This window comes from Nocardia sp. CA-136227, from assembly GCF_050955695.1.
Lineage (GTDB): Bacteria > Actinomycetota > Actinomycetes > Mycobacteriales > Mycobacteriaceae > Nocardia.
In genome coordinates, this window is record NZ_CP192081.1 from 4989227 (window position 1) to 5014034 (window position 24808).

Sequence of the window (24808 nt, forward strand, 5' to 3'; positions counted from 1 at the left end):
CGCACGGTAACTGTTCTGTCACTTCGACTCCAGGGAGCCGCCCGTGCAGCGCTATCGCGCGGCCCTCGACACACTGGGCGGAGGCATCGCCGCCGCGGTCGCGGGCATGGCCTTGATCGTGCCCTACGACGCCGGGTGCGGCACCGACTCGTCCGCCATGCAGATGACGGTGCTGACCATCACCGTGCCCCGGGCCACCGCCACGGGCGCGGTGTTCGCCGTGGTGGCCGCTGTCCTCGTGCGCATGCTCGGCGACCGGACCGCATGGGCCACCGGCGCGTTCGCGGCGCTGGTCCTGGCCACCGACCACCTGCTGGTCAGTTCCACCTCCGCCACCCTGGCCACCGCCAACTTCCTCGACTCGCTCGCCGGCGGCGTGCTGCTGGGCGCGGCCGGGGCGGCGGCCCTACGGTACCGGCCGCCCGCGGTCGGCTACCTGCTCGGCGGGCTCACCGGTGTCCTGCTCGGACGCCACATCGAGACCATCGCCGCCGAGAACGGGAACCTGTCGGTGCTCGAACGCGCCTTCGTGGATCTGCCGCCGGACTGGCTGGCGGTGCTGGCGGCGGCGTTGCTCGCGGTGTGCGCGGTGGTCTGCGGACGGACCGGCGCCACGCATCCGACGTCCGTGCAGCTGCCGTTCGCGCCGATCGTGGCGGCGGCGGTGGTGATCACGACCATCGCGGTGGTCTCCGAACGCCTCACCCCGGGCACCAAGAGCTGGATCGCCATTACCGCCTGGCTCGTCGCCGTGGTCGCGGCCGCGCTGATCGCGGCCCTGTTGCTGCCGGGCCGCGACGGCACCCTCACGCTGCTCGCGGTATCGCTCACCGCGACCGGCGGCGCCCTCGCGACCGTCCACGCCCATTGGAAACTCGCGCCGGTGCTCGTGATCATGGCGCTCGGACTGTTCGCCGGCGTCCTGCTGCCCCGGCCGCAGCCGGTGGCCGCCGTCGCGGCGAGCATCGGGCTGTCGGTCTTCGCGCTGCTGGCTTCCGGCGCGCAGCACCATGATTCGTGGGCCGCGCTGCTCGGCGCGTGCCTCTACGCGGGACTGGCGGGATACAGCTTCGGCGCGGTCACCACCCGCCTGGCCGCGAGCACCGTCCTGGGACTGGGCGTCGTGCTGGTCCCGACCGCGGCGCTCACCCTGGAATACCGGGGCTGCGACGTGCTGCCGTCCTTGCCCGACCGCGTCAGCACGGCCGGTGACCGCGCCGCGTGGACGGCCATCGGCCTCGGCGCCGGCTGCCTGGCGGCCATGCTGCTCCTGCGCCGCCTGCGGCCGGAACGCGACGAGCCGCCGAAACCCCTTGCCCCCGAATCCGAGCGAACGGACTAGGCGAGCCGGTACAGCCAGATCCGCGGCTCGGCCGGTTCGCCGCCGGTGGACCAGGCATACGTGTGGGCCAGGCCGTCGCCGTGATAGCCGTGCAGGTAGTCACGCAATTCGGTGCGGCCGCCGTGCCCGGACACGATGCCCCGCAGCACGATCGCGGTGAGGTCGTAGGCCTCGACGGCGTACGGATTCGCGGCGGTCCCGGTGGCGTCGCGATACTCGTCGAGGAAGCGCTGCGTGGTGGGCCCGCACTGACACGCCACCACGGTGCCGGAGGCCGCCGACCCGGCGGCGGACTTGAACGCGGGGTCGTAACTGCCGTCGCCGAGGACGAAAGTCGCTGTGACATCGGCTTTCCGAAGCTTCGCCAGCAGGGTCGCGGCGGCGGCCGGATAGCCCGCGTAGAACACCGCGTCCGGGTTCACGGCGGCGATGGCGGACACGGCCTGCTGGGTATCGCCGCCGAGATCGACGCTGACCTCGCACGCCGGCACCGAGGCCGGGCCGAGGCCCTCCACCACCGCGCCCGCCAGCGACACCCCGAAACCGCCGCCGCTGTCACGGACCACGCAAACCCGGGAGAACCGGGCGGTATTGGTGAGGTATCGCCCCAGCGCCGGGCCCTCGGCATTGTCATTGGCCAAGCCGCGGAAGAAGCCGCTCCACCCCGACTGCGCCAGCAGCGGATTCGTCGCGACCGGGGTGAGGAACGGCAGCCCGGCCGCGTCGGAGGTCTTCCCGGCGGCCATGACCTCCTTCGACAGCGCCGGACCGATCACCGCCACCACCGAGTCGTCGGCGGCGATCTGCTCGGCGACCCGCGCCGCCCTCGCCTGATCCCCGGCGGTGTCGAACTCGCGCACCGTGATCGGGCAGACCTTGTTGCCGCCCTGCGGGTTTCCGCCCTTCACGAACTGATCGACGGCCAGCTTCACCGCGCCCAGCACAGTACGGCCGAGCGCGGCGTCCGAGCCGGTCAACGGGAGCGCCGCCGCGATGGTCGCCGCGTCGCACGGCAGGCGGCCGTCATTGGCGGGGTCGGCCACCGACACCGGCGCGGCCACCTTGGCGCCGAGCCCGTCGATCTGGGTCAGCGGCACGAAACCCGGGTAGGTGGCCGTGAAGGGACCGGCCACGCTCACCGGATCGGCGCGGCCGGACGGCCCGGAACCCTGTGCCGCCCAGATGATTCCCGCCGCCGCCGCCACGGCGACCACCAGCGCGCCGACTCCCGCCGCCAGCCATCGACCGGACCGCACCCGGGCGGCGGTCACCGGCTCCGGTCGCAATCGCGGATCGTCGAGCATGGTGGGGTCGCCGCCGCGTGACAGCGTGACCGTCGCGGCCGTGGCATCCGTCGAACCGATCGTCGCCGCTCCCGGCCGCGGCGTCCCGGCCACCGTCCGCGGCGGGACGGTCGACTCCGAGACACCCGAAAGCGCTTGCGCCGCAGCGTCGGCGAAGTCCCGGCAGCTGTCGAACCGATCCTCCGGCCGCTTGGCCAGCCCCCGCGCGAACACCGCGTCCAGCGCGGCGGGCAGCTCGAGCCGCCGATCGGTCACCTTCGGCACCGGATGCTGCAGGTGCCCCGCGACCACCGCGGCCGCCGTCTCCGCCTGATACGGCGTGGACCCCGTGAACAGCCGAAACAGGGTGCAGGCCAGCGAATACTGGTCCGACCGCTGATCCAGCGCGGCCCCGGACAGTTGCTCCGGCGACGCATAGGTGATGGTCGCGGACAGCATCCCGGTGCGGGTAATCTGCGCGGAATCGTCGCGCAACCGCCCGATTCCGAAATCGGTCAGCAGAATTCGGCGTTCCTGCCCGGCGGCGTCGCGGCTGAGCAGGATATTGGCGGGCTTCACGTCCCGGTGGATCACGCCCATCGAATGCGCGTAGTCCAGCGCCTTGGCCGTCTCCCCGATGATCCGCACTGCCTCGGCGGCGGGCAGGGTGAAGGGGTCCAGCGCGGAGGCGTCGCCGCCGTCCACATACTGCATGGCGATCCACAGCCGCCCGCCCGACACGCCGCGATCCAGCACGCCCACGATATTCGGATGATCCAGCCGCGCAACGAGTTCGGCTTCCCGCTCGAACCGGGCCCGCGTCTCGAGCTGCGTCACCAACTCCCGCGCCAGCACCTTGATCGCCACCAGCCGGGGCAGCCGCGGATGCCGGGCGAGAAAGACCTCCCCCATCCCGCCCCCGCCGAGCTTCCGCTCGATCAGATACCCCGCGAATTCCGTACCCGCACGCACAATTCGGCCCTTCACACCCCGCACATTCCCCCGAACCTTACCCGCTCGAACCCGCCGGCTCAGCTCCCCGGCGCGGGTTCGCGCGACGCCCGGGAGGGGTTCGGCCGACGCCGCGGACCACGGCGATGCCGCCGTCCGGCGCTCGCCCGGCGCACCCGGCGACAGGCCGCGCACCCCGTCCGTTTGCTCCAGGTATGCCCCGGTATTGCCACGGCGAACGGGCTGGAGCAGGCTGGGAGGCGTCGGTGGCGTCACCCCGGGCGCTGCCCCCGTAACCGAGGAGGTGGATCGAACGTGTTCGCACGCTCTAACACGATTCAAGCGCAGCTGTCCTCTATCGATCCCGGGATTGCGTTCATGCGCGATGAAGTGATGTCCGAACTGGCCGGCATGCCCGGCTGGGTGGGTCTGTCGCTGCTGGTGGACCGTGAGTCCGGCCGCTGCATCGTCACCACCGCGTGGGAGTCCGAGAACGCGATGCACGACAGCGCCAGCCGGGTGCGCCCGCTGCGCAACCGCGCGCGGGACTACTTCGGCGGCGACGGCCCCCTCATCGAGGAGTGGGAGATCTCCACCCTGCACCGCCTGCACCACTCGGAGGAGGGCGCCTGCGCCCGCCTGACCTGGACCCGGGCCGACGCCGATCGCATCGATTCGGCGATCAACGTCTTCCGTTCGATGGCAATACCCTCGATGGAGCAGATGGACGGCTTCTGCAGCGTCAGCCTGCTGGTCGACCGCACCGCCGGGCGCGGCGTCTCCTGCGCCACCTTCGAGAGCGCCGAGGCCCTGGCCCGCACCGCCCAGGCAGCCGCGGACCTGCGGGCCGCCGCCACCGCCCAGGCCGGCATCGCGGTCACCGAGGTCGCCGAGTTCGAACTGGCTCTCGCCCACCTCCGCGTCCCCGAACTGGTCTGACCCACACCCCGGATGGCGCGGTCGCCCCGGCCGCGCCACCCGGCTAATTTAGAACCCGTTTCAGCGGGCGGCGGCTTCCGGCCACCCGGCGATCGATGGGAGACGGGTATGTCGGGCAATGGTGGCGGTCGATTCGACGGCAAGGTCGCGGTGGTGACCGGAGCCTCCTCCGGCCTCGGCCGGGCCGTGGCGCAGCAGCTGATCGCGGGCGGTGCGCGCGTGCTCGGCGTCGGCCGCGACGAGGCGCGCCTGAAGGACACCTTCGACGGACCCGACACCGCCTGGCACGCCGCCGATCTCGCCGATCCGGCGGCGGCCGATCAGGTGGTGCGGGCCTGCGTCGACCGCTTCGGCGGCCTCGACATCCTGGTCAACGCCGCGGGCGCGCACACCATGCGCCACACCGGTCAGGTCACCGACGAGGAATGGCAGCACGACCTCGCCGTCAACCTCAGCGCGCCCTTCTTCCTGTCCCGCGCCGGCCTCCCCCACCTGCTCGAACGCACCGGCTGCATCGTCAACGTGGCCTCCATCGCGGGCGTGGAGGGCCAGGCCTATTCGGCGGGCTACTGCGCCGCCAAGCACGGCCTCATCGGCCTCACCCGGGCCATGGCGCTGGAGTTCGACGGCGCCGGCATCCGCATCAACGCGGTCTGCCCCGGCGGCATGATCACGCCGATGCTCGAGAACTTCACCTTCCCCGACGAGCCCGACTACCAGCTCATCCTGAAGACCGCCAGCCCCCGCGGCCTCATGGAACCCGCGCAGGTCGCCAATATCATCAGCTTCCTGTGCTCCGATGAAGCCTCGGCCGTGCACGGCGCCGTCTACACCGTCGACAACGGCAAGATGGCCCTCTAGACAGACGGATCGGCCCGGGCGACGCGGATGCCGTCGCCCGGGCCGATGCCGAGGGTGGGTCGGGTTACTTCTTGCGGTCGCGCTTCTCGCGGACGCGTACATTGACCCGGACCGGCGACCCGTCGAAGTTGAACTCCTCGCGCAGCTTCCGCTCGATGAAGCGGCGGTAGCCCGCCTCGAGGAAGCCGGTGGTGAAGAGCACGAACGTCGGCGGCCGGGTGGACGCCTGGGTGGCGAACAGGACTCGCGGGAGGCGGCCGCCGCGCATCGGCGGCGGCGTGGCGGCGATGACCTCCTTGAGCCAGTTGTTCAGGCGGCCGGTGGAGATGCGCTTGTCCCACGACTCCAGCGCGGTCTCCATGGCGGGGACCAGCTTCTGCACCGCGCGACCGGTGTGCGCGGAGATATTGACGCGCTGGGCCCAGCGGACCTGGACCATCTCGCGGTCGATCTCGCGCTCGAGCATCTCGCGGCGATCCTCGTCGACCAGATCCCACTTGTTGTAGGCGATCACCAGGGCGCGGCCGGTCTCGGCCACCATGGAGATCACCCGCAGGTCCTGCTCGGTGACCGGCTCCGAGGCGTCGATCAGCATGACCGCCACCTCGGCCGCCTCGATCGCGCCCTTGGTGCGCAGCGAGGCGTAGAACTCGTGGCCCGAGGCATTGCTCACCTTGCGGCGCAGACCCGCGGTATCCACGAAACGCCACGGCTTGCCGCCCAATTCGACCAGCGAGTCGACCGGGTCGACGGTGGTGCCCGCGACATTGTGGACCACCGACCGTTCCTCGCCGACGAGCTTGTTCAGCAGCGACGACTTGCCCACGTTCGGCTTGCCGACCAACGCCACACGGCGCGGACCGCCGTGCAGACCCGTGCCCTCGCGGGGAGTCTCGGGCAGCTTCGCCAGAATCTCGTCCAGCAGATCACCGGTACCGCGACCGTGTGCGGCCGAGATCATGTGCGGCTCACCCAGACCCATCGACCACAGCTCGGCGGCGTCGGCCTCCAGCTTCTGGTTGTCGACCTTGTTGGCGACCAGGATGACCGGAGTCTTGCTGCGCCGCAGCGTCTTCGCCACCGCCTCGTCGGCGGAGGTCGCGCCGGTGGTCACATCCACCACCACGACGATCGCGTCGGCGGTGTTCATGGCGACCTCGGCCTGCCGGGCCACCGACTGCTGCAGCCCCTTGGCATCGGGCGACCAGCCGCCGGTGTCCTGCACCAGGAATCGGCGACCGGCCCAGGTGGCCTCGTAGGAGATCCGGTCCCGGGTCACGCCCGGAATGTCCTCCACGACCGCCTCGCGGCGGCCCAGGATCCGGTTCACCAAGGTCGACTTGCCGACATTGGGGCGGCCGACAATGGCCACCGTCGGCAGCGGAACGTGCTCGGCGTCCTGCTCGCCCTCGAATTCGGCGATGTCCCAGTCGGATTCGTCCGACCAGATCCCATCACCGGCGAAGGTGTCCTGCGTCACTGCGCGCCTCCCGCCGAAATCCGTGCGGCCACCACGCGATACAGCTCGTCGATGACCTCGTCCTTGTTCAGTTCGCTGGTGTCGACCAGCTCCGCGTCCTCGGCGGGACGCAGCGGCGACACCTTGCGCGTCGAGTCCAGGGTGTCGCGGCGCTGCACATCGGCCAGCACGCCCGCGAAATCGTCACCCCGCCCCTCGGCGATGTTCTGCGCGTTGCGGCGCTGCGCGCGGGCCTCGGCCGACGCGGTCAGATAGATCTTCACGTCCGCCGCGGGCAGCACAGTGGTGCCGATGTCCCGGCCCTCCACCACGATTCGACCCGCCGCCGCCGTCAGCTCCCGCTGCAACGCGACCAGCTGCTCGCGCACCTCGGGCACCGCCGACACCGCGGACACCGCCTGGGTGACCGCGTTGCCGCGGATCTCACCGGAGACGTCCTCACCGTCGAGCAGGATGACCTCCCGACTCGGATCGGTGCCGATGGTCAGCGGCAGTTCCTTCACCGCGATCGCGATGGCGGCCGCGTCGTCCAGGTCCACGCCGCTGCGCAGCACGCGCAGCGTCGCCACCCGGTACATGGCGCCGGTGTCGAGGTAGCTGGCCTCGAGCCGGGTCGCGAGCATGCGCGACACGCTCGACTTGCCGGTGCCCGACGGGCCGTCCATGGCCACGACCAGCTGCGCGGAACCGGTCAGCGCGCCGGCCGTATCGATCAGAGATCCCACACCGTTCACAACGACACCGCCTCGTAGAGCTTCCCGACCTCGTCCCGGCCCAGCACGCGCAGCGTGCCCGGCCGCTGATCACCGAGCGCGATCGGCCCGACGTGCGTGCGCACCAGCGCGGTCACCGGATGCCCGACGGCGTCCAGCAGGCGGCGCACGATGTGCTTGCGACCCTCGTGCAGCACCACCTTCACCAGCGACTTGCCGTTGCCGACCTCGAGCACCTGGAACTTGTCCACCGACGCGGGCCCGTCCTCGAGCTCGACGCCGTCCTTGAGCTGCTTGCCGACCTCGCGATTGCGGACCTCGCCGTTCACGGTGGCCAGGTAGGTCTTGGACACCTCGAAGGAGGGGTGCATGAGCCGATGCGCCAGATCACCGTCATTGGTGAGCAGCAGCAGGCCCTCGGTGTCGGCGTCCAGCCGGCCGACGTGGAACAGGCGCTGACCGGCGGCGATCCGCTCGGCCACGATATCGCCCACGCACGGGCGGCCCATCTCGTCGGACATGGTCGACTGCCAGCCCTTGGGCTTGTTCAGCGCCAGGTACACCTGCTCGGAGCGGATCACCACGCGCACGCCGTCGACCCGGACCACCGCGGTCTCGGGATCGATGCGCAGACCCTGCTCACGCACGATCTTGCCGTCCACCTCGATGCGACCGGCGTCGATCATGTCCTCGGCCACGCGCCGCGAGGCCACACCGGCCTTGGCGAGAACCTTCTGCAGGCGCTCACCCTCACCCCACGGCAGCTTCTTCGGAGCGCGCTCCTCGAAGTCCACGTGCTGGTGCCGGGCGGGCTTGGCATTGCTGATCAGCACCGGCGCGACGATCTTGCGCTCCGGCTTGGCGGTCTTCTTCTTGCCGGTGGTGTTCGGCGAGGTGTGCGGGGCCAGCGGGCGACCGCCGCCGATACCGCGAGACTGGTTGCCGCGCGCGGAGTTACCGCCCTGGCCACCGAAGCCGGAGCCCGAGCCGCCGCGAGCGGGCGCGCCGCCACGGGAACCGCTTGCGCCCCACTGGCTTTCGCCGCGGGGAGCGGAACCGCCACGCGAGCGATCGGAGTCACGACCGTACGAACCGGCGCCACCGCGCGAACGGTCGGAGTCACGGCCGAACGAACCGGCACCGCCACGCGAACGGTCGGAGTCACGGCCGAACGAACCGGCACCGCCACGCGAACGGTCGGAGTCACGACCGTACGAACCGGCGCCACCGCGCGAACGGTCGGAATCACGACCGTACGAACCGGCGCCACCGCGCGAACGGTCGGAATCACGACCATACGAACCGGCGCCACCGCGCGAACGGTCGGAATCACGACCATACGAACCAGCGTCACCGCGCGAACGATCCGAGTCACGGCCGTACGAACCCGAGCCGCCGCGGGAGTCACCGCGGGAGTCACCGCGGGAATTGCCGCCCCAGGAGGGCGAGTCGCCGCGCGAGCCGCGCGACGTGGAGCCGCCACGGGCTCCGCCATAAGAATTGCCGCCGCTGGACCGGTCTTCTCCGGTCCGGCCTCGGGCGGCGCGGGAACCGCCGCGAGGCGGTTCGCTGCCACGTTTCCTACGATCCGGTGTGCCATCTCGGCGAGCGGGTGTATTCACGTTGTCCTTGTTTCAGTCCTCGGTGCCGAGGTCGATATCCGCCTCGGCCGGTTTCTTCAGCCTGGTGTACCGGGGGTCGGTATCCAAGCTCTCATTGATCTCGTCGATCAGGTCGACGCCCGGGAGCAGCGGGGCCAATGGCGGCAGATCCGCCAGTGACGCAAGCCCGATCCGTTCCAGGAACAGCTCGGTGGTGATGTACAGAGTGCCGTTGGTCTCCGGGTCCGATCCGGCCTCCGCGATCAGCCCCCGCGCCAGCAGGGTCCTGATCACGCCATCCACGTTCACGCCGCGCACCGCGCTCACGCGTGCTCGGGTAACCGGTTGACGGTACGCGATCACCGCCATGGTTTCCAAAGCCGCGCGAGTCAGTTTCGATCGTGCGCCGTCCAACAGCATACGTTCCACATAGGGAGCGAATTCCGTCCGCGTGTAGTAGCGCCAGCCGTCGCCGACGAACCTGAGATCCATGCCACTGCGCCGCGCGGTCAACTCCGCCGACATCTCCCGCAGCGCCGCCTCCACCCGGACCGGGTGATCCCGCAGTGCCGAGGCCAGCAGTTCCGTCGGCGCGGGCGCGTCGACCACCAGCAACATGGCCTCCAGCGCGGACCGGAACTCCGCCTCCGACAGCTCGTCCTCGTCGTCGAACTCCTGCGGATCGACCGCCAGGACGGGTGGCGCGGGGGCCTCCTCCGCCTCCGCGGGCGCGGCGACATCGTCCGTGGGTGCCGTGACTTCGTCCGCGGGCACTGTGACCTCGCTCGCGGGAACTGTGACTTCGGCTTCGGCCGGTGTGATTTCGGCCGCTGTCCCGGTGATTTCGGCGTCCGGCGCGGACTCGGCGGGCTCGACGGCAGCCGCGGGCGCGGGTGCAGCCGCGGCCTCGGTTGTATCCGGTCCGGCCGCGCGGGCCTTGGCTGCCGCGGCCGCTTCGGCGATGATCTGCTCGGCCAGGGTCGGCTGGGGTGCGGGCTGGCTGCCGGCGGGCTGGTCCTGCACGTCGTCATCCATGTTGTGCACCTCGGTCACCCGTAGTCCTCTTCAATCGTCACCGGTTGGGCGGGTTGGTCCTCGAGCTCGCCGATCCAGCTGACGGACAGCGGGCCCAGCGGGTCGGGCTGGTCGAACTCGATGGTCTTGCCGCGGTAGAGCTCGAGCAGCGCGAGGAAGCGGGCCACGATCTGGATCGGCAGCTCGCAGTCGGCGCAGAGTTCGTGGAAGGTCGTCCAACCGCCCGCGCCCGCGTTCTTGAGCATCTCCAGCACCAGCGCGGCCTGCTCGGCGATCGAGATGGCGTGGGCGTGGATGTGATCCAGCCCCACCCGCGGTCGCGGACGCGGCCGGAACACGGTGGCCGCGACCTCCGCGAATCCCGCGGCGTCCACCCCCAGCGTAACCTCGGGCAACAGCGCCAGATACCGCTCCTCCAGCGACACCGCGCGCGGATACCGTTGCAGCGCCGCCGCCTCCAGCTCGCCCAGCAACTCCGCGACCCGTTTGAACGCGCGGTACTGCAGCAGCCGCGCGAAGAGCAGGTCGCGCGCCTCCAGCAACTCCAGGTCTTCCTCGTCGGACACCTCGCCCGAGGGCAGCAGCCGGGCCGCCTTCAGATCCAGCAGGGTGGCCGCGATGAGCAGGAATTCGGTGGTCTGGTCCAGGACCTTGTCCGCGCGCAGGCCCTTCACCTCGGACAAGCGGGCGGTGAGGGCCTTGGTGTGGGCGATGAACTCGTCGGTCACCTTGTGCAGCGAGATCTCGGTGACGTCGAGGCGTCGCGAGCTGATCAGTTGCAGCAGCAGGTCGAAGGGGCCCTCGAAGTTGGCCAGCTTCAGATGGAATTTGCCCGCATTGTCCGAACTTTCGGACGCAACAGCGGCGGCAGACGGCGCGGCGGGCTCTGCTACAGCGCCGGATCCGGCGATATCGGACACCACCGACGAACCCGGCGCGGCCGTGCTCTCGGAGGTTTCGTCCGCACCCGCCCCGGCGATGTCCGCGACGACACCGGCCGGGTCCTCACCGGCCGGGTCCGCATCCGCGACGTCCGCACCGGCGATGTCCTCACCAGCGCCGACGATGTCGCTCACTACCGGCGACCCGTCCCCGGGCATGCCGGTAGTCGCGTCCGCGGGGTCGTGGCCGGACGCCGAGTCGAGAGGATCGCTCAACGGCCCGACCGCTGGATGACTTCCCGGGCCATGGCCCGATAGGCTTCCGCGCCACCGGATTTCGGCGCCCACGTGGTGATGGGCTCACCCGCGACGCTGGCGTCGGGGAAGCGGACGGTCCGCGAGATCACGGTGTCGTACACGAGGTCGCCGAACACCTCGACCACGCGCGTCATGACCTGGCGCGAATGCAATAGGCGGGCATCGAACATGGTGACCACGATGCCGTACAGGGTCAGCGCCGGATTCAGCCGGTCCCGCACCTTCTCCACGGTGTCGTTGAGCAGGGCCAGCCCGCGCAGCGAGAAGTACTCGCATTCCATCGGAATGATGACGCCGTCGGCGCAGGCCAGGGCGTTCACGGTGAGCAGGCCCAGCGACGGCTGGCAGTCGATGAGGATGTAGTCGTAACGGTCGCGCAGCGGCGCCAGGGCGCGGCCCAGGGTCTGCTCGCGGCCGACCTCGTTGACGAGCTGGATCTCCGCGGCCGAGAGGTCGATATTGCTGGGCAGCAGATCCATGCCGTCGACTTTGGTGTTCATCAGCACGTCGTCGGGATTCACCTTGCCGGGCCCGACGAGCAGGTTGTGCACGGTCACGTTCAGATCGTGATGCGCCACACCGAGTCCCGCCGACAGCGCGCCCTGCGGATCCAGGTCCACCAGCAGCACCTTGCGCCCGTATTCCGCCAGCGCCGCACCGAGATTGATGGTCGAGGTGGTCTTGCCGACGCCGCCCTTCTGATTGCACATGGCGACGATCAGCGCGGGGCCGGTGTGGTCCGGTTCGGGCGGTTCGGGGATCTCGCGCAGCGGGCGTCCGGTGGGACCGACCTGCTTCGCGTCGTGCACCACATCGGGTGCCTCCCACAGGGTTTGCGCGGCGGTTTCGATCCGCTGGCCCGCACCACCGGTAGTCGTCACGTCCGCTGCTCCTTCGACGTTCCTGCCCTTGCCTCGCCCATCGGCCTGGAATGGACGACGCACCCGGCCGCGTGTGCGATCGGGTTCCTCCTAGACGCTACCGCCTGTTCGCGCGAGACCAACGTTCGGACACGCACCCTAAACCTGCACTTCAGACCCGGTACAGACGCCCGAGCCGGGCCGAGGACCGGTCCGAGACGTCTCGTTGCACTGTGGCACAGCAGGTTACGGGTTCAGGGTCATGTTCCGCGCCCGAAGCACCGGATAAACCGGAATCGGCGGATTTGGAGGATCCGGGTATGGCGCAACTGCGCCGTGAGCCCGGGCAGTGGAGTCCATTGGAGGACAGTGCGCTCGCCCGGGTGCCATCCGGCGTCCACGAGTGGCATCCGGCCGCCCGACCCGTGCGCGCCACGCGCCCGGACCGCAGATCGGGCGGGAGAGCCTCGGGGCGACAATGTCTTTCGGGGCGACAATGTCTCTCGGGACCACGGTCTTTCGAGGCCCGTGCGGCGCTCTCACCGGGCACGCGGGTGCGCGGTCGCCCAGACCTCGTGCAGCGTGCCGACCGTGACGAGGGTGTAGATCTGGGTGGTGGTCACCGAGGCGTGGCCCAGCAGTTCCTGCACGACCCGGACGTCCGCGCCGCCATCCAAGAGGTGGGTCGCGAACGAGTGGCGCAGGGTGTGCGGCGACACCTGCGCGGCGATGCCCGCGCGTTCGGCGGCGGATTGCAGGACCTGCCAAGCGGTCTGGCGGGACAGCCGGCCGCCACGATGGTTGAGGAACAGGGCGCTGTTGCCGCGGCCGCGCGCGGACAGATCGGGGCGGCCCCGGACCAGGTAGTTGTCCAGGGCGGCCAGGGCGGGACGGCCGATCGGGACCATGCGCTGCTTGCCGCCCTTGCCGCGCAGCACGACCGCGCGTTCGGGGGTGTCGATGTCGTCCACGTCCAGGCCGACGATTTCGGAGATGCGCGCGCCCGTGGAGTACAGCAATTCCAGCAGGGCCCGGTCCCGCAGCCCGCGCGGGCCGTCGGCGATATCACCGCCGGCCGCGTCGAGCAGCCGCGAGATCTGGTCGTAAGGAAGGGCTTTCGGCAGCCGGCGGGCGGGCGTCGGCGGTTTCACCGGATGCGCCACATCCGCGTCGGTGATCCCCTCCGCCGTCGCGAACCGGTGCAGCCCGCGCACCGCGACCAGAGCCCGTGACGCCGAGGACGCCGCCAGCGCGGGATGCTCGGCGTCGCCCGAGCGCAGCGACACCATGTAGTCGGCTATGTCCGATTCGGCCACGCGCGCAAGCGTTTCCACGCCGCGCTCGGACAGGAAGTGCCGATATCGCCCCAGATCGCGGCGGTAGGCGCTGAGCGTATTGCGCGCGGCGCCGCGCTCGACCGCCATATGGTCGAGGTACGCGTCGATCTGCCGCTTCAGCACGGGTCACATCATTGCAGCAGCCACCGACGAACTTCCCCAGCCAAACCCCGGCAAACAGAACAAGTTTCCCAATCGGGATCTACTCCGCGCGCCCCCGCGCCTTGCGGTCCAGGAACGCGGTCGGCATGCCGGGCCACGGCGCGTCCGCGGGCCGCAGCACCGCCCCGGAGGCGCGAGCCGTCATCAGCGCGGTGACTCCGGCGACTGCGGTGGCATTGGTGATCTCCCCCGCCAGCGCGGCCTGCACGGCCTCCGCCAGGGGCATCCGCAGCAATTGGAGGTCGGCCTCCTCCATTTCCGGGTCAGGCCGGTCGGTTTCGTACAGCCCCGTGGCGAGATACACCCGCAGCGCCTCATCGGTGAACCCCGGCGACAGCGCCACATCCACCAGCACCGCCCACTCCCGCGCCGCCAGCCCCGTCTCCTCGGCCAACTCCCGCTTGGCCGCCTCCAACGGATCCTCGCCCTGCTCGTCCAGCAACCCGGCGGGCAATTCCAGCAACCGCCGCCCGATCGGATGCCGATACTGATTGATCAGCACCAGATTCTCGTCCTCGTCGAGCGCCGCCACCGCGACCGCCGCGTGGTGCTCGATCACCTCCCGCTCGGCCACCTTCCCGCCGGGCATGACCACCTGGTCGAGCCGCAGCGCGAGAATCGCCCCCGAATACACGGTGCGACTGGACAGAACATCGAATTCGTGTGAACCGGGAACCGGACCGGAGGACGTCATCCCAGAACCGTAGCGCGAATCCCCGCCCCGCCCGGCCACACCCGACCCGCCACCCGCGCTGCCGTGGCCGACACCACGCCGGCTCTCGATCAGAGCGAGCAGTGCCCGGAACCCGACACCGCCCGGGCGTGCTGGACGCTCGGGCGGTGTCGGGTGGCAAGCCGGCGGAGGGCTACTTGGAGACCTTCTCGCCTTCGGGGGCCGGGGCCTCGGCCGGGATCTCGACCGGGAGCCGTTCGGCGGCCTTGTAATCCAGCGCCGCCGAGATGAGCGCCGCGAACAGCGGGTGCGGGCGGGTCGGGCGGGACTTGAGTTCCGGGTGCGCCTGGGTGGCGACCAGGAACGGGTGCTGGTTCTGCGGGTATTCCACGAACTCGACCAGGTGGCCGTTCGGGGAGGTGCCGCTGAACTTCAGGCCGCTCTTGGCGATCTTGTCGCGGTAGGTGTTGTTGACCTCGTAGCGGTGGCGGTGCCGCTCGGAGACCTCGGTCTCGCCGTAGGCCTGCGCGACCAGCGAATCCTTCTGCAGCACAGCCGGATACGCGCCCAGTCGCATGGTGCCGCCCAGGTCGGCCTCACCGGCCACGATCTGCTCCTGATCGGCCATGGTGGAGATGACGGGGAACTTGGTGTCGGGCTCGAACTCCGCCGAGTTGGCGTCCTTCATGCCCACCGAGCGCGCCGCCTCGATGACCACGCACTGCAGGCCCAGGCACAGGCCCAGCAGCGGAATCTTGTGCTCGCGGGCGAAGCGGATGGCGCCCACCTTGCCCTCGATGCCGCGGATGCCGAAGCCGCCGGGGATCAGGATGGCGTCGACATCGGCCAGGTGCGAACGGGCGCCGGCCTCGGTCTCGCACTCGTCGGACTGCACCCAGCGGATGTTCACCTTGGCCCGCGAGGCGAAACCGCCCGCGCGCAGCGCCTCGGTGACCGACAGGTAGGCGTCCGGCAGGTCCACGTACTTGCCGACCAGCGCGACGGTGACCTCTTCGCGCGGGTTGTGCACGCGGTCCAGCAGATCGCCCCAGACCGTCCAGTCCACGTCGCGGAAGGGCAGCCCGAGCTTGCGGACCACGTACGCGTCCAAGCCCTCCCGGTGCAGCACCTTCGGAATGTCGTAGATCGACGGCGCGTCCGGCGTCGAGATGCAGGCGTCCACATCCACGTCGCACATGAGCGCGATCTTGTTCTTCAGCGGCTGCGGCACATCGCGGTCGCAGCGCAGGATCAGCGCGTCGGGCTGGATACCGATATTGCGCAGCGCCGCCACCGAGTGCTGGGTGGGCTTGGTCTTGAGCTCGCCCGACGGACCCAGGTAGGGCACCAGCGTGACGTGCAGGAAGAAGCAGTTCTCGCGACCCACCTCGTGGCGGATCTGACGCGCCGCCTCGAGGAACGGCTGCGACTCGATATCGCCGACGGTGCCACCGATTTCGGTGATCACCACATCGGGCGCCTGCCCGTGCAGATCGGGACCGGTCATCGCGAGGATGCGGCTCTTGATCTCGTCGGTGATGTGCGGGATCACCTGCACGGTGTCGCCGAGGTACTCGCCGCGACGCTCCTTGGCGATGACCTTCGAGTACACCTGGCCGGTGGTGACATTGGCGTCCCCGGACAGATCGCGGTCCAGGAACCGTTCGTAGTGACCGACGTCGAGGTCCGTCTCCGCGCCGTCCTCGGTCACGAACACCTCACCGTGCTGGAAGGGGTTCATGGTGCCGGGATCGACGTTCAGGTACGGATCCAGCTTCTGCATCGTGACGCGCAGACCGCGCGACGTCAGCAGCTGACCGAGGCTGGAGGCGGTCAAACCCTTACCGAGTGAAGAGGCGACACCGCCGCTGACGAAGATGTGTTTCGTGGCCGCGCGCGCCGGAATCCGTGAATTACCCACGGGTCTTCACGGTAACACGGATTGCGGAGGCTGATCGCATGCCACGCGTGTTCGGCTGCCCGCGATCGACTCGGTTCCGCGTGTCGCGGGCAACCTTTCCGGTGCTCGGCGTTGGCTTTGTGTTCACCGCGGTCAGTGCGGCATGGCGGCGACTGTGAGCGAGGTCGCCTTCGCACCCGTGCCGTAACGACCGGTACCGCCGTTCAGCTGCTCGGTGAGCCCGAGCACGGTGGTGATCCGCCCGATCTCGCGATCGGCGTTGTCGACGGTGGTGACGGCCGCCAGCCCGAGCTCGGACCGGGCCACCGCGATCGCGCCCGGTCCCTCGGCGGCTCCGTAGCGACCCGCCAGCACCACACCGGCGCTGTGGGACCGCAGCCCGCCCGAGAATCGGGCGATGATGGTGCCCCGGTTGTTCTCCTCGGCCCGCGCGCCGTCCCCGGTGACCACCACGGCCAGCTGGGCGGGCTGCACGTCCCCGACTGGGGTCAGGAAGCCGCCGCCGCGCAGCGTCTCCAGGACGAGGCCGCGCTCCTGCTGGGTGCCGCGCGGCTGCCCGCTCCCCGGATCGACCAGCAGCACCTGCCCGAGCAGATCGCCCGCGAGGCTGCCCTGATCGACCGCCTCGACCTCGAGCTGCGCGCCCGCGGGCACCATGTTCACCAGCGCGGTGCGCAGCCGATCGCCCTCGGAGGAGTCGGTGAACGCGCCGGAGAGTCCGAGCCGCCCGGTGACCGCGGCCCCGGCGGTGGTGAGCGCCGCGCTGACCGCGTCGACGTCGCCGCTGTCGGCGTCGGGCGTGGTGAAGATCAGAACCGACCGATTGGCCAGAGCCCCGGTCAGCAGCTTGCCGGACGCGCCGGACAGGAAGGCGTCGGCCGCCTTCACTTGTTCGGTCAACCGCCCGTTCTCGGCTCGCAGGTCGCCGACCTGCTGCCGATCGCTGGAGAACAACCCGTTGCCTTGCGCCCGGGTGCCCAGCACCACGCCCACCGCCAGGGCCAGGAATACCGCGGCGATCGAAATCGCGTGGTGGCGAAAAGAAATCATTCGGTCCTCTACCTCTGCCGGTCCGATAGCCGCTCCACCCAGTGCCATCCGCGATCCCAGGTGTCGGACATCCAGGTCACCGCTTCACCGCCCATGTGCGTGGCCAGCACCGCGACCACCAGGGCCACCAGCGCGGCCAGCACCACCAGCGCGATCGCCCAGCCGGATCCCCGGTGCCGGTACAGCGAGGCCACGGCCTTGGCGTCCATGAGCTTGGTGCCCATCTTGAGACGGGTCAGGAAGGTCGCCGGGTTGGAGTCGCGGCGACCGCGGTCGAAGAAGTCGTCCAGCGAGGCCGCCGCGCCGACGGTCACGATCAGCGACGCGCCGTGGTGGTCGGCCAGCAGCAGCGCCAGATCCGAGGGCGCGCCCGAGGACGGGAAGGTGGTCGCGCCGATGCCCAGATCCTGGATGCGCTCGAGCCCCTTGGCGTCGCCGTCGGTGTCGGCGGGCAGGATCACCTCCGCGCCGCACTTGAGCGTGGTGGCGGTGATCTCCTCCGGATCGCCGACGATCAGGTCGGGGCGATACCCGTGGCGGGTCAGGGTGTCCGCGCCGCGGCCCACGCCGATCAGGATCGGGGCGTACTCCTTGATGAACGGCTTGATGCGCTTGAGGTCCTCGATGTGCTCGGGACCGTCGGCCACCACCACGACATGCCGCTTCTTCATCTCCACCTCGACATCGGGCACGCCGATGCCGTCGATGAGCAAGGAGGACTCGGTGCGGATGAACTCTATGGTGTTGCCGGAGAACGCTTCCAGATGGTCGGCGAGCCCGTTGCGGGCCTCGATCATGCGCTCGGCGATGGTCGTCTCGGTGAGTTCGATGCCCTCCACGAGGGCCTCGGGCTCCTTCTTGGCGAGCTTGTCGGCGTAGACCACTGCGCCCTCGACGCGCACCTTGGTGCCGTCCTTGATCTTCTTGAACACGTCCGAGCTGACCGCGTCCAGCAACTGAATGCCGTTGGCCACCAGCACTTCCGGTCCCAGGTTCGGGTATCTCCCGGAGATCGAGGGCGAGGCGTTGACCACCACCGCTACCTGGGCCTCGACCAGGCGGTCGGCGGTGAGCCGGTCGAGGTCGCACTCGTCGAGGACGACCACATCCCCCGGACCCACGCGCTGCAGCAAACGCCTGGTATTGCGGTCCACCCGGGCCATCCCGGTCAGACCCGGCAGCGTTTCGGTATTGCGCGACAGCAGGCCCATCATCTTCATAGCGACCGATGATCACCCCAAACTCTCAACCACTGGTGGAGGCGCGCCGGTCAGCATCGTCATTTGATCGCCGAAATGTTGCTCGAGTCCCGGCGTCCGCAGGTTGTCCGGTTCGCGGCTATCTTCTTACCGGCCGGTAAGGATATGCTCCGAGCACCGGCACGAAAGGAGACAATGCCGTCATGGCCAGCACCACGGTCGACACCGTCATTCCCGCCCCCCGCGACGTCGTGTACAAACTCTTCTCCGAGCGCGACAGCCTCAATCCCTTTCTGCCCATCAAGATCTCGCTGAAGAAGCCGGGCATCGGCAGCCCGTCCGGCGTCGGCGCCCAGTACCAGCTCGGCATCGCCGGCATCGGCCCGACCGAGGAGACCACCGAGCTCGTCCCCGGTGAGCGCATGGTCTACCGCGTCATCGCGGGCGCCCCGGTCAAGCGGCACGTCGGCACCATCGCCTTCTCCGACGCGCCCGGCGGCACCCGGGTCGTCTACACCATGGAATCCGAGCCGAGCCTCCCGCTGCCGGCCCAGATCCTCGAGCCCGGCCTGCGCGCCCTCACCAACGCCCTCATCGGCGGCGTGCGCAAGGCCGTGAAGTAGGACCAGCGCGACGAACGCACGAAAAACCGGCCGGACCCTTTCTTCGGGTCTCGGCCGGTTTTCTGTTCGGGGGACGCGTTATTCGCCCGAGGCTGCCGCGCCGACCTTCTCGGAGTGCGCGGTGGTGAGCAGCTCCCACGCGTGCGCGCGACCGGTCTCGGTGTCGCCCATGCCCGCCAGCATGCGCGCCAGCTCCACGACGCGTTCGTCCTGGGTCAGCGCCTTCACGCCCGACTTCACGGCCTGGCCGTCATCGAGCTTGTCGACCACCAGGTGGGTGTCGGCGAAGGCGGCCACCTGCGGCAGGTGGGTCACCACGATGACCTGATGGGTGCGCGCCAGGCGCGCCAGGCGACGCCCGATCTCGACCGCCGCGCGACCACCCACACCGGCGTCGACCTCGTCGAACACCATGGTGGTGCCGTGCTCGGAACTGGCCAGCACCACTTCCAGCGCCAGCATGATGCGCGAGAGCTCACCGCCGGAAGCGCTGCGGCTCAACGGCAGCGGATGCGCGCCCGAGTGCGCGGCCAGCCGGAACTCCACCTCGTCGACACCGGTCGATCCGGCGTGCAGTTCCTGACCGTCGATGACCAGCGGCGCCGAATCCTGCACGCCCGCCAGGATCGGACCGACGCCGACCTCTAGGCGTGCGCGGCCCATAGCGAGGCCGCCCAGTTCGGTGCTCACCGCACTGGCCAGTTTGCCGGCGGCCTTGCCGCGCGCGGCGGTCAGCTTGCGGGCAGTCTCGCGCACCTTCTCGGCGGCGGTCTCGACATCGGCGGCCAGGCCGGCCAGGGCTTCCTCGGACACGTCCAGCGAGGACAGCCGGGTGCGCGCCTCGTCGGCCCACTTGATGACGCCGTCGATATCGGGCGCGTACTTGCGGGTCAGCGTCTTGAGCTCGGCCTGCCGGGTCAGCATGGACTCCAGTGCGCCCGGATCCGACGGCAGATCCGACAGATAGGAGCTGAGCTCGGTGGTCAGGTCCACCACCACCGAGATCGCCTCGCCCAGACGGGGAGCCAGCGCCGTCAGCTTCGGGTCGTCGGAGGATTCGATGCGCGCGCGGGCGGTGCCGAGCAGATCCAGCGCGCCCGCCGCCTCGCCCGGCGAATCGGCCGGACCGGCCAGCGCGTCGTGGGCGATGGAACCGGCCTCGCGCAGCGAGTCCAGGTCCGAGAGTCGCCGCACCTCGCCGACGAGATACTCGTCCTCACCGGGTTCGGGTGCGATGGCGTCGATCTCGGCCAGCGACTGGGTCAGATGATCGGCTTCCAGCGCCAGCTCCCGGCTGCGCGCGGTGCGCTCGAGCAGCTGATTGCGCTTGTCCAGCCAGGCCTTTCGCGCCTTCTGGTACTTGGCCAGCAGCGGGGCCACCGCATCGGAGGCGAACTGGTCCAGCGCGTGCAGCTGCTGGTCCGGTCGCTGCAAGCGCAGCTGGTCGTTCTGGCCGTGCACGGTCAGCAGCGGACCGGTGAAATCCGAGAGCACCGAGGCGGGTACGGACCTGCCGCCCAGGTGGGCGCGGGAGCGGCCGTCGCTGCCGACGGTGCGGACGGCGATGATGCTGCCGTCGTCATCGCGTTCGGCCCCGGTGGATTCCAGCACCTCCTCCACCTCGCCGATGGCGCCGTCGTGCACCTCGTCGACGGTGAAACGGCCCTCCACCACGGCTCGCGACGCGCCCAGGCGTACCCGGCCCGCGTCGGCGCGGGCGCCGCTGAGCAAATGCAGGCTCGTCACCACCATCGTCTTGCCCGCACCGGTCTCACCCGTCAAAACGGTCAGACCTTCGTGGAATTGTGCGGTGGCGGTGGAAATTACGCCCAGCCCGTCAATCCTGATCTCTGTCAGCACTCGTGCTCTCCGTCCGCTGTCGGCCTCTCCAGCCTGTCACGGGCAACTGGAATTTGCGCACCATCCGATCGGCGAACGGCGCGGAATCGAGCCGAACCCACCGCACCGGTTCGGTCCCGCGGACCGTCTCGACCCGGCCGCCCCGCGGCAATGCGAGGGTGCGTCGGCCGTCGAGAAAAACAATCGCGTCGTGTCCGGTCGCCACCGTCTCCACCGCGATCAGCGAATCCGGGCTGGTCACCAGGGGTCGCGCGAACAAGGCGTGGGCATTGGACGGAATCACCAGCAGCGCTTCGAGTTCCGGCCACACCACCGGACCGCCGGCCGAGAAGGCGTAGGCGGTGGACCCGGTCGGGGTGGCGATGAGCACACCGTCGCAGCCGAACGCCGACACCGGGCGGCCGTCGACCTCGAGGACCACTTCGAGCACGCCCATGCGGGCCGCGTTCTCGATGCTGGCCTCGTTCAGCGCCCAGCCGCGTTCCACCACCGTGTCGTCGACGCGCACGGAGACGTCGATGGTCATCCGTTCCTCGACGGTGTAGTCGCGCCGCACCACCTGCGAGAGCGCCTCGTCGAGGTGTTCGGCCTCGGCTTCGGTGAGAAAACCGATGCGGCCCAGGTTGATTCCGAGTACCGGCACCGATGCGGCGCGGGCGAGTTCGGCCGCGCGCAGGAACGTGCCGTCGCCGCCGAGCGCGAGCACCATCTCGGTGCCGACCGCGGCGACCAGGTCGTGCGTCATCACCCGCATCGGGTAGCCGTTGGAGGTGCCGTCGTCGTCGAGGTCGAAGCGGGTGCTGTAGGCCTCGTCCTCGAGCACCCGCAGCCCGATCCCGGCCCCGCACAGGATCTTCGCGACCCGGTGCGCGGTATCGGTGATCTCCGGGCGTCCCGGATGCGCGACCAGCAGCACTTCTCTGGCCGGGCTCGCCGCGTTCACTGTGGACCCTCCTGCACCGCACGCTCGATCAGCGCCGCCACACGCGCCGCCTCGTCAGCATCGTAGGCGGCCGCACCGACGCCCGCGGCGTCGCCGGTCGCCACCGCTTCGGCCGCGTCCGGCCCGACCGGCGCGGACTCCTTGCGCAGCCACAGGAAATACTCGACGTTCCCGGACGGACCGGGCAGGGGGCTGGCCGTCACGCCGCGCGTGCGCAGCCCGAGGGCCGCTGCCGCGGCGGCGACTTCGCGCACCACCTCGGCGCGCAACGCCGGATCCCGCACCACGCCACCGGAACCCACCCGTTCCTTGCCCACCTCGAACTGCGGCTTCACCATCGGCAGCAGATCCGCGCCCGGCGCGCAGCAGGCGGCCAGCGCCGGCAGCACCAGCCCCAGCGAGATGAACGACAGGTCCGCGACCACCAGATCGACGGTGCCGCCGATGAGTTCGGGCGTCAGCGCCCGCACATTGGTGCGATCGTGCACCCGGACGCGGTCGTCGTTCTGCAGCCGCCAGATCAGCTGGCCGTAGCCGACATCGGCGGCCACCACCTCTTTCGCGCCCTTCGACAGCAGCACGTCGGTGAAACCACCCGTGGACGCGCCCGCGTCCAGACAGCGCTTGCCGTCCACCGACACGCCCTGCGGCTCGAACGCCTCGAGCGCGCCCAGCAACTTGTGCGCACCCCGCGAGGCCCACTGCACCTCGTCGGGCTGTTCCCGCACCAGCAGCGGGGTGCTCGTTTCGACTCCGGTCGCCGGTTTGGTGGCGACCGACCCATTGATCAGGACGCGGCCCGCGTTGATCAGCTCGACCGCGTGTTCCCGCGACCGCGCCAATCCGCGGCGAACCAGTTCCGCGTCCACCCGCGCGCGCCTGGCCACCTCAGATCTTGTCCACCGTGGCCAGCGCCTGCACCAGCACCTCGTGCGCCTGTTCCAGAATCTTGGCCCGTCGCACGATGTCGGTGCCCTCCGAGTGCACGCTCGGCGCGCCCGGAAAGCCCGGATTCGGCGCGCCCGCCGACAATTCGGCCAGCAGCGCGTCCACCTCGGTCCGGACCCGATCCGGGTCGGCGAACTCCTGATTCGCGCCCGCCAGATGCTGTCCCGGCAGCGGCGCGCCCGGGCGGGGACCCGGCATACCGGGGTGCGCTCCGGGCGTGCCGGGGTGTTGTCCCGGCGCGGGAATCGGCGGTCGAGGCGTGGGCATAGTCATCGTGGCGATAACGCTACCCGAACCCGCATTCGAACACACGTACCCCGCCGCATCCCGATCCGCCCGCCGACCGGGGCGGCCACGACGACCACCGTCGGGGGTGGCTGACAGGACGAGGCAAATGGACAGCGACTTCGAGGAATGATCGCCGAGGCCGCCGTGTTCCCGCCGACCATGGTCGCCACCGAATCGTGGCCGCCGAATCCGGCCGAGGCGACCCAGCTGCTGCATCCGCGTGGCGCGGTCGTGGTCGCCGACCCGGACGAATCGCCGCTGCCGTTCGCGGACGCGGCCTTCGATCTGGTGACGAGCACGCATCCCGCCACCGTCCGGTGGAGCGAGATCGCGCGGGTGCCGAGTATCGGGACCGTCTGCACGACCCGCATCGGCGGATCGTGCAGGACGGCCCCTTCGTCGCGCATTCGGCACGCGCCTTGTTCGAGGCGCGAAAACCGTTGTGAGGCTTGATACCTCGCGGCGTGTCAGACGGATCGGATGGTGATCGCGCGGCCGGGCGCCTTGGCCAGGCAGTCGGCGATCGCCTCGGCGATATCACCCTCCCCCGGCACCACCGGGTCGAGGTCGGCCACCGGATGGTTGAGGGCGTCCAGGGATTCGGCGATATAGGTCGGCATGCGATCGGCGGGCTGGGCGCGCAGATCCTCGAGCGTGCTCACGCCCGTGAGGACCATGAACGACTCCAGTCCGGTGGTGTGCGCGCCGTCGATGTCGGTGTCGAGGCGGTCGCCGACCACGAGCGCGTCACGGGTGCCCGCGCGTTCCAGCGCGTCCTCCATCAACGGCGCGTACGGCTTGCCCGCCACGATCGGCTCCAGCCCCGACGCGTGCCGCAATGCCGCGACCATGGACCCGTTGCCCGGCGCCAGACCGCGTTCGGTGGGCAGCGTGGCATCGGTATTCGCGGCCACCCACAGCGCGCCCTGCCGCAGCGCGTAGGCGGCCTCGGCCAGATCCGGCCAGCCGGTCTGCGGCGAATGGCCCTGCACCACCGCGCTGGGCAGTGCGCCGTCGAAGCGACGGATCGCCTGCAGGCCCACGTTCTCCACCTCCGACATGAGGTCGTCGGTGCCGACCACGAGCACGGTGGACCCCGGCGGGATCCGCTGCGCCAGCAGCCGCGCGGCCGCCTGCGCGCTGGTCACCACCTCGTCCTCGTGGGCGTCGAAACCCAGTTCGCGCAGATGCAGCGCCACCGCGTCCGCCGAGCGGCTCGCATTGTTGGTGACGTACATCAGCCGCTGTTCGGGCGCGCCCGCCGACAGCGCTTCCGGCGCACCGGGAATCCGCTCGTGGCCGCGGAACAGCGTCCCGTCCAGATCCAGTAGCAAGGCCTCGAACCGATCCCGCAATCGCATTACGCCGTCCCTCTCACTGTGCACAGAAACAGAAACGACCGTGCGGCTGCGCTGTGGCGCTGCCGCACGGTCGAGTTCATTGCCGGTCCTAGTTCTCGGAGCCCTCGGCGGGCTTCGCCGACTTCTCCGGTCCATCGTCTTCGGAATCCCGCTCCGCCGCAGCCGAATCCGATTCGCCC

21 protein-coding genes and 1 pseudogene are annotated in these 24808 nt (G+C 70.1%); 5 read left to right on the forward strand and 17 right to left on the reverse strand.

Annotated elements, in window-relative coordinates; translation table 11 throughout:
- Nucleotides 1-43: 43 nt before the first annotated feature.
- The gene (locus ACQP06_RS23040; protein WP_433666559.1) at nucleotides 44-1342 is read left to right on the forward strand and encodes a hypothetical protein; all 1299 of its coding nucleotides are present in this window, start codon (nucleotides 44-46) and stop codon (nucleotides 1340-1342) included.
- On the opposite strand, the gene ACQP06_RS23045 is transcribed toward ACQP06_RS23040, so the two are convergent.
- A complete protein-coding gene (locus ACQP06_RS23045) occupies nucleotides 1339-3612 on the reverse strand; it encodes a bifunctional serine/threonine-protein kinase/ABC transporter substrate-binding protein (protein ID WP_433666560.1) in 2274 nt (757 codons plus the stop codon). The two genes, ACQP06_RS23040 and ACQP06_RS23045, sit on opposite strands and share 4 nt — an antisense overlap.
- Nucleotides 3613-3891: 279 nt before the next feature.
- Here ACQP06_RS23045 and ACQP06_RS23050 point away from each other — a divergent pair, with 279 nt between their 5' ends.
- Both ACQP06_RS23050 and ACQP06_RS23055 read left to right on the forward strand, forming a co-directional pair.
- Nucleotides 3892-4515, forward strand: coding sequence for a hypothetical protein (locus ACQP06_RS23050; RefSeq protein WP_433666561.1), 624 nt, complete (start codon nucleotides 3892-3894; stop codon nucleotides 4513-4515).
- A gap of 108 nt (nucleotides 4516-4623) precedes the next feature.
- Nucleotides 4624-5376 carry an SDR family NAD(P)-dependent oxidoreductase gene (locus ACQP06_RS23055; protein ID WP_433666562.1) on the forward strand — a complete coding sequence of 251 codons (753 nt, stop codon included), beginning with the start codon at nucleotides 4624-4626 and terminating at the stop codon, nucleotides 5374-5376.
- A gap of 64 nt (nucleotides 5377-5440) precedes the next feature.
- Here ACQP06_RS23055 and der read toward each other — a convergent pair whose 3' ends face one another.
- The 11 genes from der to steA form a co-directional block, all read right to left on the reverse strand.
- The gene (gene der, locus ACQP06_RS23060) at nucleotides 5441-6856 is read right to left on the reverse strand and encodes a ribosome biogenesis GTPase Der (protein WP_379271710.1); all 1416 of its coding nucleotides are present in this window, start codon (nucleotides 6854-6856) and stop codon (nucleotides 5441-5443) included.
- Entirely contained in the window at nucleotides 6853-7521 is a 669-nt protein-coding gene (gene cmk / locus ACQP06_RS23065) for a (d)CMP kinase (protein WP_433673408.1), read from the reverse strand. Before cmk ends, der begins: the two co-directional genes overlap by 4 nt.
- A gap of 65 nt (nucleotides 7522-7586) precedes the next feature.
- Entirely contained in the window at nucleotides 7587-8402 is an 816-nt protein-coding gene (locus ACQP06_RS23070) for a pseudouridine synthase (protein WP_433590861.1), read from the reverse strand.
- 801 nt (nucleotides 8403-9203) lie between these two features.
- Nucleotides 9204-9863 (reverse strand): SMC-Scp complex subunit ScpB, encoded by a 660-nt coding sequence (scpB, locus tag ACQP06_RS23075; RefSeq protein ID WP_433673409.1) that lies wholly within the window; start codon nucleotides 9861-9863, stop codon nucleotides 9204-9206.
- Between the two features lie 356 nt (nucleotides 9864-10219).
- Nucleotides 10220-11125: a segregation and condensation protein A gene (locus ACQP06_RS23080; protein WP_433673410.1), complete on the reverse strand. Its 906-nt coding sequence runs from the start codon at nucleotides 11123-11125 to the stop codon at nucleotides 10220-10222.
- A gap of 233 nt (nucleotides 11126-11358) precedes the next feature.
- Nucleotides 11359-12255 carry a ParA family protein gene (locus ACQP06_RS23085; protein ID WP_357095788.1) on the reverse strand — a complete coding sequence of 299 codons (897 nt, stop codon included), beginning with the start codon at nucleotides 12253-12255 and terminating at the stop codon, nucleotides 11359-11361.
- A 548-nt stretch (nucleotides 12256-12803) separates the two neighbouring features.
- Complete coding sequence (gene xerD, locus ACQP06_RS23090; RefSeq protein WP_433666563.1) at nucleotides 12804-13724, reverse strand: site-specific tyrosine recombinase XerD; 921 nt, start codon at nucleotides 13722-13724, stop codon at nucleotides 12804-12806.
- A gap of 79 nt (nucleotides 13725-13803) precedes the next feature.
- A complete protein-coding gene (locus ACQP06_RS23095; RefSeq protein WP_433666564.1) occupies nucleotides 13804-14457 on the reverse strand; it encodes an NUDIX domain-containing protein in 654 nt (217 codons plus the stop codon).
- 172 nt (nucleotides 14458-14629) lie between these two features.
- A complete protein-coding gene (locus ACQP06_RS23100; protein WP_357095729.1) occupies nucleotides 14630-16357 on the reverse strand; it encodes a CTP synthase in 1728 nt (575 codons plus the stop codon).
- Between the two features lie 132 nt (nucleotides 16358-16489).
- On the reverse strand, nucleotides 16490-17407 hold the full coding sequence (locus tag ACQP06_RS23105) for a copper transporter (protein ID WP_433666565.1): 918 nt from the start codon (nucleotides 17405-17407) through the stop codon (nucleotides 16490-16492).
- A gap of 8 nt (nucleotides 17408-17415) precedes the next feature.
- The gene (steA, locus tag ACQP06_RS23110; RefSeq protein ID WP_433666566.1) at nucleotides 17416-18627 is read right to left on the reverse strand and encodes a putative cytokinetic ring protein SteA; all 1212 of its coding nucleotides are present in this window, start codon (nucleotides 18625-18627) and stop codon (nucleotides 17416-17418) included.
- A gap of 182 nt (nucleotides 18628-18809) precedes the next feature.
- On the opposite strand from steA, the gene ACQP06_RS23115 reads away from it, so the two are divergent.
- Nucleotides 18810-19229 carry an SRPBCC family protein gene (locus tag ACQP06_RS23115; protein ID WP_357287026.1) on the forward strand — a complete coding sequence of 140 codons (420 nt, stop codon included), beginning with the start codon at nucleotides 18810-18812 and terminating at the stop codon, nucleotides 19227-19229.
- Between the two features lie 78 nt (nucleotides 19230-19307).
- Here ACQP06_RS23115 and recN read toward each other — a convergent pair whose 3' ends face one another.
- Genes recN through ACQP06_RS23135 form a run of 4 tightly spaced genes read right to left on the reverse strand, consistent with a single transcriptional unit; the run spans nucleotide 19308 to nucleotide 23178 of the window.
- Nucleotides 19308-21089 (reverse strand): DNA repair protein RecN, encoded by a 1782-nt coding sequence (gene recN, locus ACQP06_RS23120; RefSeq protein WP_433666567.1) that lies wholly within the window; start codon nucleotides 21087-21089, stop codon nucleotides 19308-19310.
- Nucleotides 21067-22032, reverse strand: a complete 966-nt coding sequence (locus ACQP06_RS23125; protein WP_379271696.1) for an NAD kinase — start codon at nucleotides 22030-22032, stop codon at nucleotides 21067-21069. The genes recN and ACQP06_RS23125 overlap by 23 nt, the downstream gene beginning before the upstream one ends.
- Entirely contained in the window at nucleotides 22029-22919 is an 891-nt protein-coding gene (locus ACQP06_RS23130) for a TlyA family RNA methyltransferase (protein WP_433666568.1), read from the reverse strand. Before ACQP06_RS23130 ends, ACQP06_RS23125 begins: the two co-directional genes overlap by 4 nt.
- Nucleotide 22920: 1 nt before the next feature.
- Entirely contained in the window at nucleotides 22921-23178 is a 258-nt protein-coding gene (locus tag ACQP06_RS23135) for a hypothetical protein (protein ID WP_357095750.1), read from the reverse strand.
- Nucleotides 23179-23406: 228 nt separating this feature from the next.
- Between ACQP06_RS23135 and ACQP06_RS23140 the strand changes: the two are divergent.
- Nucleotides 23407-23619, forward strand: a pseudogene (locus tag ACQP06_RS23140) (SAM-dependent methyltransferase); the annotation flags it as partial.
- 116 nt (nucleotides 23620-23735) lie between these two features.
- On the opposite strand, the gene ACQP06_RS23145 reads toward ACQP06_RS23140, so the two are convergent.
- Nucleotides 23736-24629, reverse strand: a complete 894-nt coding sequence (locus tag ACQP06_RS23145; RefSeq protein ID WP_433666569.1) for an HAD-IIA family hydrolase — start codon at nucleotides 24627-24629, stop codon at nucleotides 23736-23738.
- Between the last annotated feature and the right edge of the window lie 179 nt (nucleotides 24630-24808).